The sequence below is a fragment of the Okeania sp. genome (assembly GCF_983059655.1).
In genome coordinates this window covers 1,957-13,220 of sequence record NZ_CEZPJD010000139.1, presented here as the reverse complement: position 1 = coordinate 13,220, position 11,264 = coordinate 1,957, and the positions used below count along the sequence as shown (strand labels likewise).

Annotated in this window: 10 protein-coding genes; all 10 read left to right on the top strand. The window is 34.3% G+C overall.

Features of this window, described 5'->3' with window-relative positions; genetic code table 11:
* Positions 1-58 precede the first annotated feature (58 nt).
* The 10 genes from AC3DU7_RS10485 (at position 59) to cas4 (ending at position 11,046) form a co-directional block, all read left to right on the top strand.
* Positions 59-244, top strand: a complete 186-nt coding sequence (locus AC3DU7_RS10485) for a hypothetical protein (RefSeq protein ID WP_488039295.1) — start codon at positions 59-61, stop codon at positions 242-244.
* Positions 245-388: 144 nt separating this feature from the next.
* Positions 389-844, top strand: a complete 456-nt coding sequence (mntA, locus tag AC3DU7_RS10480) for a type VII toxin-antitoxin system MntA family adenylyltransferase antitoxin (RefSeq protein ID WP_488039294.1) — start codon at positions 389-391, stop codon at positions 842-844.
* Positions 845-849: 5 nt separating this feature from the next.
* Entirely contained in the window at positions 850-1,284 is a 435-nt protein-coding gene (hepT, locus tag AC3DU7_RS10475; RefSeq protein WP_488039293.1) for a type VII toxin-antitoxin system HepT family RNase toxin, read from the top strand.
* Between the two features lie 45 nt (positions 1,285-1,329).
* Positions 1,330-3,870, top strand: a complete 2,541-nt coding sequence (locus AC3DU7_RS10470; protein ID WP_488039292.1) for a hypothetical protein — start codon at positions 1,330-1,332, stop codon at positions 3,868-3,870.
* A gap of 8 nt (positions 3,871-3,878) precedes the next feature.
* Positions 3,879-4,136 (top strand): hypothetical protein, encoded by a 258-nt coding sequence (locus tag AC3DU7_RS10465; protein WP_488039291.1) that lies wholly within the window; start codon positions 3,879-3,881, stop codon positions 4,134-4,136.
* Positions 4,137-4,286: 150 nt separating this feature from the next.
* Positions 4,287-5,204 (top strand): hypothetical protein, encoded by a 918-nt coding sequence (locus AC3DU7_RS10460; protein ID WP_488039290.1) that lies wholly within the window; start codon positions 4,287-4,289, stop codon positions 5,202-5,204.
* A 418-nt stretch (positions 5,205-5,622) separates the two neighbouring features.
* Positions 5,623-6,411, top strand: coding sequence for a hypothetical protein (locus AC3DU7_RS10455; RefSeq protein ID WP_488039289.1), 789 nt, complete (start codon positions 5,623-5,625; stop codon positions 6,409-6,411).
* Complete coding sequence (gene cas3, locus AC3DU7_RS10450) at positions 6,404-9,136, top strand: CRISPR-associated helicase Cas3' (RefSeq protein WP_488039288.1); 2,733 nt, start codon at positions 6,404-6,406, stop codon at positions 9,134-9,136. The genes AC3DU7_RS10455 and cas3 overlap by 8 nt, the downstream gene beginning before the upstream one ends.
* A 172-nt stretch (positions 9,137-9,308) precedes the next feature.
* Complete coding sequence (cas6, locus tag AC3DU7_RS10445; protein ID WP_488039287.1) at positions 9,309-10,148, top strand: CRISPR-associated endoribonuclease Cas6; 840 nt, start codon at positions 9,309-9,311, stop codon at positions 10,146-10,148.
* Between the two features lie 304 nt (positions 10,149-10,452).
* Positions 10,453-11,046: a CRISPR-associated protein Cas4 gene (gene cas4, locus AC3DU7_RS10440; RefSeq protein ID WP_488039286.1), complete on the top strand. Its 594-nt coding sequence runs from the start codon at positions 10,453-10,455 to the stop codon at positions 11,044-11,046.
* Positions 11,047-11,264 lie beyond the last annotated feature (218 nt).

The following is an 11,264-nucleotide window of genomic DNA, read 5'->3' as shown; positions in this document are numbered from 1 at the left end:
GCATCTCATAGGTTAGCACGGATTGTCTGGTAGTAAACCTATTAAGGAAATTTAGATAATGGAGAGTCTTCCAGAGCGTTTGCTCAAATTCATGTCTGATGGTCTTTGGCATTCTAGTGAAGAACTGGTGGAAAAAATTAGCCATCGGTTTTCTGCAACTTTTCATGTACTCAAAAAGCGGGGTTATAAGTTTGATAAGCGTCGTGTTAAAGGTCAGAAACATGAGTACCGACAGTTAATCTAGTCAAATATTATACTAATGACTTTGATTTAGAATCTTGACACCTATCTGTGTCTAGATAAACTTCTAGTGAAGTTGGGAGTAAATTTTTTTTTACTCCTGTTTCTCAGACTTTCTCTTGAGATAAAATAACAGAGGTTAAATGTAATGACTCAAGACAATTTATTATCCATTGCAGATTTAAAAAAACTCTCTCCTCAAATAGTAGAAAAAATTCCTTATCTCAAAATTTTAGTATTATTTGGTTCTCGTGCTAAGGGCAATATTCATACTCAAAGTGACTGGGATTTTGCTGTCTTTTATGATGAAGAAGTTCGCAAAAATTATATACTAAATAATATTTTTACTTGGTTTGAAGTTCCAGAAAAGTTAGGCAATATTTTTCAAATTAACAGTGACATTATTGATATTGTGGAACTCGATCGCTGTTCCCCATTATTAAGTTTTCATGTGGCACGAGATGGCAAACTTATCTATGAAAAAAATTCGGGAGATTTTATCAATTTTCAGATGAAAGCTTGGAAAATTTATGCAGATACAGCTAAGTTTCGTAAGTCTCGGAGAAAAAGTATTGAACTCTGGTTACAAAAGAAGGGAGTTTAATTAGGATGGAACTAGAAGTAATTAATAAAAGAATTGAACTTTTGATGAAATATCTTGACCGTCTTCAAAGTTTTGAATCTGTTGGCTTAGATGAATATCTAAATAATTTTGACCTGCAACTGATTGCCGAAAGACTTATTCAATTAATTGTTGAAGTAGCTTCAGATATTAATAGTTATTTGCTTGTACAAATATATCAGAAAACTCCAGAAAGTTATTTTGAATTATTTATAGAAGCAGGAAGGCAAGGAATTATTACTCAGGAATTAGCAGCAGAATTAGCACAATCTGCAGGAATGAGAAATCGTCTAGTACATCAATATCAAAAAATTAATCATCATTTAGTATTTGCAGCTATTCCTATTATTTTACAGAAATTTCCAATTTTTATTCAGCAGATTGTTACTTATATCAATTCATTAGAATCAGAAAATATTTGAAAAAAATACTAAGTTAATATCTAGCTTAAAACACGAGATAAAAGAATGACAGGAAAACAACTTTCTTTATTTGATGATTGGCAACTACCATCTCCAGAAATTCCTAAAGCAAATACTCTGAAGGAGATGGAAAATCAGAATATTAGTATTCTTTTAAGTGCTTTGGCTGCTAATATTATCTCTGGTCAAAATAGGTTACAACTAATAGCTACTATCAAAAAAGAATATCCTGATGCGGTGGCGATCGCTCAAACTTTTGGCAATCCTAAATTAACTAGAGATTTTAATTTAGCAAAACTAGAAAAACCTCTATCATTTGCAGTTGAAATTAGTGGCGATGGGGTATTTTATGAATGTAAAATTATTGGTAAAACAAAGATTTTATATAAGTCGCCACTGCCGGGAGAATTACAAGCACGAATGGCTACAGAAAGTGCTATTGAACGTTTTTTGGAATATTTACAAAAGTTACATAAAATCATAGTTTTGGATGAAAGCGACAGTCATATTTTTATTTTTATTCCTGGTGCAGAAAATTTGCCTGATTTTAATAAATTATGGGAAAAGTTTCTCACAAATGTGGCTTTTTCTGACTATGGGGATACAAAACATAATTTGCCAGGATTAGTTCAAACTTTTATTGCTATGTTGAATAGTATTACTTTAGCAGGTAGAGGTTTTAGCACTCTAGATGTACCGATTTTCACTAGGGAACAATCTTATGTTTTAGCTGCTTGGTATTTGGCAGTTGTGCGAGAGGTGGAGAAGAGGCAAACAGACCGTCAAAAGCAAATTGAAAATATTGAAAAAAATCTAGCTAATAATAATTTGAATGATAAAGAGCGAAGGTCTAAGGAAAGTGATTTGAAGCAGAAAGAAGAAATGCAGTTAAAGGAGGCAAAAAAATATAATGAATATTTTCAGAAATCATTTGGTAAAAAATTGGAGGAACAAAATACTTTTTGGCAGGAAATAGAGAATATTGAAATTAAATTAACAGAGCAAAATTTAAAGAAGACAGAACAAAATAAGCTTTATAGAGAATTAGAAAAATTGAAAGGTAAGATTTGGTTGAGTAGAGAGTCAGTTAGGCAAAAAATTAACCTGTTTGAAAAGGCAAAGTCGAATCCTTTTGAGTTGGTAAAGTTAGACAAGAAAGAAAATCCAGATAAGTTCAAAAAAATTGATAATATAGCTAAAAATTTTACAAAAACTGCTACTGATCAAATTAATTCTACTCGTGGGGATATTTTTACTCAATGTATTCTGGAAATGTATCGTTTATTAGATTATTGGGAACTAGAAAAATATCGACAAAAAGAATCTTTACCACAACCATTATTAACAGAAAAACCTAATTTCTCATTAGGGCGATCGCCTGGAGATGATAGTAAAGAATTTTGTTATAGTTGTGGGATTAAACTTGACCCGAAAACTGCACGTTGGCAAGTTTTAAGATTCATGTTTGAAAGACCATCTCAGCGTCGTCAGTCTTCTTCTGGAGAAGGTAGACCTTTTATCTGTGCTTCTTGTTCGGCATTAGCTTTTGCTTCTCCTCTAAAAGTTACGGATGAAAGTATTATCTTAAAACTTGAGGAAAGAGAAAAAGATGATAAGAAAAGACCTAGTGAAATTTTCAGACAAAAGGTTAAAGATTATCTGAGAATGCTAACTAATAAACAACTGCATTTAAGTGCCGGAAAGTATTTAGTATTAGCTTCTGACCAAACAAATAATCGTGATTCTGCATCGAAAAAATTAGGTAAAGTACAATATGCATTGGCTAAAGTTGCATCTCTTTTTCCGAGGGAGGTATTAGGTGATTTTGAATTTTCATTGATTACTCAAGGTAGTAAATCTATGGGTTTAGCAAACAGACATTTAATTTTGATAAAAGGTTTAATGGAGGGATATAGTCAATCAATAATTATTGAGGGAAAAGAAATTAATATGACCTTGGGCGATGCGGTACGTTATGTCGAGAAACATTTACCAATAATGGCAGAATATACTCTCGCTAAAGTGGCAAAATTTATCGGCATTAATGAGCGTCGAGAATTAGAAAAAACTCGTAAAGAATATTATGAAATAATGAGACAAGAACAACCATCTAAAGCAGAAAAATATAAAGATGTAGCAGGTTTAACAGGTTTGACTTATGCCTTAGCAAGTTCCCTAGAAAGTACCGCTAGAAAAACTATGAAACGAGAAGATGTAGAGCGAGAAGTTAGTAAATTAATTGAAAAAGTAGATGATGCAGTTGCTTTTTGCTACTACGCGACTTTAGGGGATGAAAAGAAAAAAAATGTTCAAGGTAGATTATATAGTAATTCTGATAATTACTTCATTTACGAACAAGCTAATGAACTACTCAAAAACATGGGAGTTTCTAGGAAAGAGGAAGTGAATGAGAAGAAACAAAAATTCATTACTATTTATAGCGATGATATTTTGAATGCTTATGCTTATTTAGCTGAAAATGGTTATAACCAAGATAAAGATTGGAAAGAATTAACTTATCAATTAAAACTTTCTCTTTATACTCGTTTTCCCGAATTAGTTCGTAAACCAAAACCAACAGGATAAAAATAATTATGGTTACTAAAGCGAAAAAAATAGATTCACAAACTACTACTTATAGGGATAATATTTTGAATGCTTATGCTTATTTAGCTAAAAATGTTTATCACCAAGATAAAGATTGGAAAGAATTAACTTATCAACTAAAACTTTCTTTTTATACTCGTTTTCCCGAATTAGTTCGTAAACTAAAAGTAAGCATTCAGCTGTCAGCCATCAGTGCTTTCCTGCGGGATGCTACGCAAACAGCTAAAGCTTTTAGTTTGAGATAAAAGCTTTAGTAATTGAGGCCGAATTTATACTTACTACCAAAGTTGGCTTTAAAGTCTATATTCATTTAAACCTCCTCATAAGAGCTGATAGCTGACAGCTAATAGCTGAATGCTTACAACTAAAATAAAATCCACAGGAGAAAAATAATTATGGCTACTAAATCACAAAAAACAGACTCACAAACTACTACTGGTTTACCAAAAACAAGCCCTAAAAACCCTCGTCTACATTTTGATATTTACGCAATATTAGAAAGTTCCCAAGAATTATATTTTGGCCATGAAGTAGAAGTGAATGTTAATAAAGTTGAAACAGTAAAACTAACAGTATTTGATGTAGAAGAAAATAGAGAGCGATCGCTGGAAAAATGCTATCTTTCTCCCACTAAACGTCGTGGAGTTGAGCGTCGTTGTTTACTCTGGGCACCTGTTAGTAGTGGGGAGTTACTGGGAGATAAACAAAAATGTGGCATTCCAGATACTTGCGCTCAAACTGATTGCCCAATTTGCGCAGTTTACGGAGCGTTAAAACCAGGAAAACGCACCCTCATTGGGCGAGTTACTCATGGCGGTGGAGTGGCAGTGCAAGAGTTAGATCCCCAAGAGAAACAACGAGCGATGCACCCGTCACGTTTAGTCAACCAAAAAGAGGAAACACCCACTCCCTTTAAACGAGAGTACAACCAACCCGGTATTCTCTACCCAATTTCCAACCACGCACTCAGCGTCACCGAAACAGAATTTGCCTCCGTTGCTTATGGGTTTCTCGACTCGCTACCGCGTATGGGTGCAGGCAACCCCAAAGGTGTATCTATTGCTGAGTCGGATGAGATGCCACTATTAGTATTAGATAAATATCTCGTACCCCGTGGTAAACGGCCTCTTATTTCTCCAGCAGAAACTAACCCGCAAAGAGCGATCGCCGAGTTTACTCGTTTAGCAGGAAACCCTAAAACTAATTCGGAACATATTCAGCAAACTCACTTTGATCGTTGGATCGGCGATGCTGCTCTAGAAAAACTACAAGAATATTCTGCTCTTTTTGTTGATACTCATTTACAGACATAAACTAGGAGTCAGGAGTGTAGGGGAGCGGGGGAGTAGGGGAGAATTTTTTTGCCCAACTATGCGCTAAAAATGCTAATTTTTTGAGCATGAAGAGCTGAAAACCATGTACTTTTTCAATACCTAAAAAGGCTAAAACCTTTATCTGGTAATTATTTAAGATTTAATCAGCAAACCCTAAATATTTAAAAAAAGGGAAAAAAGATAGAGATAACTATTTCAAATGAACTGGAGCAGCTATTTTTCAGCATATCCGATCAATATCTACCTTTTTGTAGCATTCTTTTTTCAAGTTGGTATAACTTCCGTGAAACGGTTTTTTGAACCTATAAAATCTTACTTTTAACTTTTAACTTTTGACTTTTAAATTTTGACTTCCCTTATGTACTGCATCCAACTAAAAATTCAACCCACGGCAGCAATGACTTTTCGCATTTTGCCTGGATCAATTTTGAATATTGCCACATACCCTTTTGTACCCCCTACAACTCTTTCCGGTTTTCTCCGTCGGTTAGGAATGATGAGTGCGGGGTTAGAAATTCCAGAAACTCGCATCAATAAAGAAAACCCACCAATTTTTGCTTTGCCTCCCCGTTATTTAGCTTTGGGTGCGTACCCGATAGTAGGTAGTTACCAAGGAGTACATTCAACTTATCGCAAAGGGATGCGGGAGTTTAACCATGATTCATTTTCTCGGTTGTATGTGGATAACGATAAAGCGAATTTTCAACTCCACACTTGGGAATATTTAATTGCGGAGGAGTTGGTAGGTTATGTGGTTGCTGAGTCTCCAGAAGGGTTAGAGCATTTTCAAAATTTGGAAGCTTATGGTTGCAAACTGGGGAAGGAAGGTTTTGCAGTGGTGACGGAAGTTTCTGAGGAAATTATTGAGTTGGAAAGAAAGACTGTTGCTGCTATTCCTTCCACTATTGTGCCAATGGAAGGGTTATTACAAAGCGGTCAATTTTTAGGTGGTTGCGATATCTATAATATGTATCGTTATCAGTGGGGAAAAAATGCGGAAACTGATAATGAGTTAGAGGGTTTTTTGGACAGGCAAGCGACAAAAATTGATGGTTTTATTCCTTTTGTTGCTGCTTATTTTAATCATCGGAAAAATAGTTCTGTGACTCTGGAATATTACACTCAGGGAAATATTTATATTCCTGTTTATTTGGTCGATTTATTGAAAGGAGAAATTTATGTCTAAAGGACGCGCTTATGATTTTGGGAGAGTATTTTTTTCATTTTCAGAAGAATCTAAAACTATTCCTGACAAGATTTATTTTCAACCATTGGGAAACCATGTTGCTAATGTTAGGCGGTTAGTTAAATTATGGAATATTGAAGATTTTTCTGGCAATAACGAAGCAGATAAACTTAAATCTCAAACAAGAGTTGATGAAGCTGCAAAAATTCACGATATTGGCAAACCTTACAGATTTAAGTTAGAAGCAAAAAAGGCTAAAGAAGGAAAATTTCAGGAATTTGCTTACTCTTTCAAAGGTCATAGATTTTTAGCAGAAAGTTCAAATGATTGGGTAAAACTTTTAGCAATAGGTCATCACGATTTTTCTGTTAATGATATTTGTCGAGATAGTTATAAATTGCAAAAAAAATTGCCAGAGTATCGAGATATTTTGACTCAAGATTCTCTAGCTTATGGAAGGGAACTTTACATTTTAGAAATGTGTGACCAGATAGAAGCAGAATTAGCTTGTCGGATTATTGGTAATGATGAACAAGCAGAATCTCGTGCTTTTATGGATTTTACAACTACTAAATTAGATGATGGTAATTGGAAATATTTAATTGACCCTTGGCCTTTTGGAAAACAAGAATTTCCATTATCTTTTGTCTACTGGTCGATGAAGTTAAGTCGAGAAGATAAAAATAGTCTGGAAAAATTATTAGATAGTCCGGAAAAGCTAGAAATTGAAATTAATAAATTAGTTGAAAAATGGTGGAAAGATAATCGAGGAAAACCGCCGAGAGAAATCCCAAAAATTGCAACTCTTCAGCAAAATGAATCCCCAGATATTACTGACAAATGGAATTGTGAAACTTTCTACAAAAAATTAGGAGGAGAAAATTTTAATCCTAACCCAATGCAAAAAGAAATGTGGGAGGAAATATTTGAAAAGTCTCATCCTACAACTTTATTAAAAAGTCCCACTGGTTCGGGAAAATTAGAAGCAATTTTATTTCCCAGCCTAGCCAAAAATTATCGTTTAATTTTACCTTTACCTGCCCGAAGTTTAATCGACGACCAAAAAGAAAGAATTGCCAAATATATCCAAACATTCTCTCAACTTCCAGAAAATCAAAACCGAGAATTTTCTTTAGTTATTGATACAGGTTCCCAAATGTATAGGCAGGTTTATCAAAATGGTGAAGAAGTAAATCGAAAAATTAATCTCCGCCGTCACCTTTATAAAGGAGATGTAATTTTAACAACTATTGATAAATTTCTCTACCGATACTTTGCCTTCGGAGACAAACAAAAATCCTTCATTTTTCCCCTGAGAATTAACCAAGAAAAAACCCTCATTTGTTTTGATGAAGCTCATAGTTATGAAACAATAGCTTTTACCAACTTTTCTAGTTTAGTAAAGTCCCTCTATGAAGCAGGGCGATCGCTGGTTTTAATGACTGCTACTTTGCCACCCGAACACCTAGAACATTTTGATTATTTCGATTCAGTAATTGACTATATAGATGATTCAGAAAAATCAGAAAAACTCCAAGAATTTCAGCAGGTAACTCTCAAATATTCTCATCCAGAAAAAAACTTTGAATGGAGAGAGCTAAAAATTGGTAATCAACCTGAGAAATATCAGGAAATTTTATGTCAGGAAATTCAGGAAGTATTACTGGAAGAGTGGAAAAAAGCTAGAGCTAATATTCGTATTATTGCTGTTGTCGAAACAGTTAAAGATGCAGTCCAAATTTATCAACAAGCAAAAGAGGAATTAGGCAGCAACATAGATAAAAAAAAACAATTTATATTTCTTTACCACGGCAGACTAGACCAATATCAAAGACCAGAAGTTTATCAAAAACTGAAACATAGAGATAATCATAATTTGCCTTATATTTTAATAACAACTAGCGCAATTGAAGTAGGATGCGATCTAAATAGTCAGATATTAATTTCAGAAATTTGCTCACCAGAAAATTTGATTCAAAGAGCAGGTCGTTGTAACCGTAAAGGCAATATTCCTGATGCTAAAGTTATAGTTGTTGGGAAAAAAATACAAGATTTTGCTAATACTCTTGACCAAGATAGCTGGCAAAAATATCAACAGACTTTAAAGGAATTAAAATCTAATAAGCAATTTAACTCTCAAAAAATTTCTGAATGTATTTCTCGTTCACAACAAGTCAATGACTACCGAGTTGTAGAACTATTTTCCATGCTCCATGATTATGTTTATTGTGCTGACCTAGCCTGTCAACCATTGCACAAAAAAGGATTAGTAATTACTCGGAGTTGGACTCCATCAGCTACATTAGTTTATGATGATGGGACTCACGGAGAAAATATTAATAAAATGCCTCAAGTAACTGTACCAATAAACCGTTTATTTATTAAAAAATCTACAGAAGAACAGGAAAGTAATGAATATGCAAATACTTACATTTATGAACGTTATTATAATCAAGAAGAAACTCGCTGGAGTTTACGACCTTTGGGTTGGGGATGTGCTTATCAGAAAAATATTTTGGTGAAAATAAATAAGAGTAACGATGAGGTATTTATACCTGAGGAGAAACAGGAATATAATTACCAGCAGGAGTTAGGTTTTTTAGAATTACCAGGAATTTTTATTAAACTCAAAACTCAGAATTTAGATGAAAAATTACTTCTTAAGCAAGATAATAGCGAACAACACTCTGCAATAATTACATATACTAAAAATCTAGAACAATAGGTTGAGTAATCTTTGCGGAGTATCTCCAAAAGAGAAAACCTAACATCTAATTTCAAGACCGGAAAATATTATCTGTCCTTGTCTAAAATTTCATCTTATTTATTGGTGAGTTACGGCGGATAGATAAATTAATTTTCAACAGTTTAATCTTACTTTTAACTTTTAACTTCCAATGCCCTATAGTCTAGTCCTCAACCTCATACCAAAATCTCCCATTCCTACCGGATATCTAACAGGTAGACATCTCCATGCTTTGTTCTTAACCTTAGTTAGTTCCGTCGATAGAAATTTAGGCGATCGCCTCCATGAAGCTACTGGTAATAAACCTTTTACTGTTAGTCCTTTACAAACTAAAAAACCCTCCTCAAAAAGTCGCGGCCATGCCCTCCAATGGCAACATAAAAAATTTATTCCACCAGATACTAATTGTTGGTGGCGTATATCTCTTTTAGATGACAATTTATTCGGTGAACTAACTCAACTTTGGTTGAATATTAATGCCGACCAAGCTTGGCATTTAGGTCCGGCAAATTTAAACATTATTAGTATTCTAAGTACTGCTAAATCTAATCAACCTTGGGCAACTTCTTTTTCTTATCAAGAAATCTACGAAAATGCTTCTGACTCTCAGAGAATTATTACTTTAAATTTTGCTACTCCTACTTGTTTTCGACAAGGTAGTTACGACTTGCCCATGCCAACTAGAGAATCTGTATTTAATTCTCTATTAAATCGTTGGGATAAATATAGCGAAATGGAATTTTTTGAGATTCCACTTGACTCGATATATCCTAGTTATTTCGATATTAATACAGAAATCGTTGCAGATTCTCGGAGTAAGTTTATTGGGGTAGTTGGTGAGGTGACATATCGAATTTTTGGAGATATTCCACCAGAAAAAATTAAACAAATAAATGCTTTAGCTGACTTTGCTATTTATTGTGGTTTGGGAAGAAAAACTCCGATGGGAATGGGAATGACGAGGAGAAGGAGTAGGGGAGTGAGCGAGTAGGGGAGTAGGGGAGAGAGGGAGTGTAGGAAGTGTGGGGAGTAGGGGAGAAGTCAAAATATGAATAATTAATATACTACGGGCTAATAATTATTAAAAAGATTATTCAGTAATAAATAGTTTGTTATTTTCTCTATTTCGACTCGCAATCACAGAAAAATCCTCGATAAATTAAGTCTGAATATCTACTAAGTTCCCATGCAAAATTAATTAAACATCTTATTGACTTCTTGTTCCCTAATCCCTGTTTTTTTCAATCAGAAAATTCTTAAAAGCATAACTGCTTATTAAAATTTGAGTTTTTTTTATGCAAAATACTGATTATGTTCCAATTGCTGCTTTGAATCAATATAGTTATTGTCCACATCGTTTTTGGCGGATGTTTTGTGCTGGAGAATTTGTCGATAATCAATACACAATTGAAGGTACAACTTTACATGACCGGGTTCATACTTTAGGTGAAGAAAACCGCGAAGATGTTTGGCAAGTTCGTGCTGTTTGGTTAAAGTCCGAAAAATATAAATTAATCGGCAAATCAGATTTAATCGAAGCTGAAAATGGTGAGTTTTTTCCAGTGGAATATAAACGGGGAAAAAAAGGAAAATGGGATAATGATGAATTACAAGTTTGCGCTCAAGCTTTATGTTTAGAAGAGATGACCGGGCAAACTATTAATACTGGTTATATCTATTATGCTCAATCTCATCGACGGCAACTTGTACAAATTTCAACCGATTTAAAAAATCAGGCGATCGCTACTATTTCTGATGTGTTGAAGTTGTGGGATTCGGGGATTATTCCACAGGCTGTTTATAGTCCTCGTTGTCGAGGTTGCAGTCTTTTTTCTCAATGTTTACCTCTGGCAAATGAGCGAGTAAATAAATATCGAGAAGAAGCTTAATTGTAGGTTGTCAAGCCCCCTAAATCCCCCAAAATTGGGGGACTTTTAGAAACAAATTGACTCTTATTCCCCCCAAAATTGGGGGGTTAGGGGGGCATAATCTCCCAAAATTGGCTTGATCGGGGGGCAAAATTCAGTATCAAAAAACCTTTCAGATATCCTCGCCCCCTAAATCCCCCAAAATTGGGGGACTTTTAGAAACAAATTGACTCTTATTC

Bases quoted from the DNA above. Each gene is read 5' to 3' on its own strand.
- AC3DU7_RS10470 (WP_488039292.1), top strand. From the start codon at position 1,330: ATGACAGGAAAACAACTTTCTTTATTTGATGATTGGCAACTACCATCT.
- cas4 (WP_488039286.1), top strand. From the start codon at position 10,453: ATGCAAAATACTGATTATGTTCCAATTGCTGCTTTGAATCAATATAGT.
- AC3DU7_RS10465 (WP_488039291.1), top strand. From the start codon at position 3,879: ATGGTTACTAAAGCGAAAAAAATAGATTCACAAACTACTACTTATAGG.
- mntA (WP_488039294.1), top strand. From the start codon at position 389: ATGACTCAAGACAATTTATTATCCATTGCAGATTTAAAAAAACTCTCT.
- AC3DU7_RS10485 (WP_488039295.1), top strand. From the start codon at position 59: ATGGAGAGTCTTCCAGAGCGTTTGCTCAAATTCATGTCTGATGGTCTT.
- AC3DU7_RS10460 (WP_488039290.1), top strand. From the start codon at position 4,287: ATGGCTACTAAATCACAAAAAACAGACTCACAAACTACTACTGGTTTA.
- cas3 (WP_488039288.1), top strand. From the start codon at position 6,404: ATGTCTAAAGGACGCGCTTATGATTTTGGGAGAGTATTTTTTTCATTT.
- AC3DU7_RS10455 (WP_488039289.1), top strand. From the start codon at position 5,623: ATGACTTTTCGCATTTTGCCTGGATCAATTTTGAATATTGCCACATAC.
- hepT (WP_488039293.1), top strand. From the start codon at position 850: ATGGAACTAGAAGTAATTAATAAAAGAATTGAACTTTTGATGAAATAT.
- cas6 (WP_488039287.1), top strand. From the start codon at position 9,309: ATGCCCTATAGTCTAGTCCTCAACCTCATACCAAAATCTCCCATTCCT.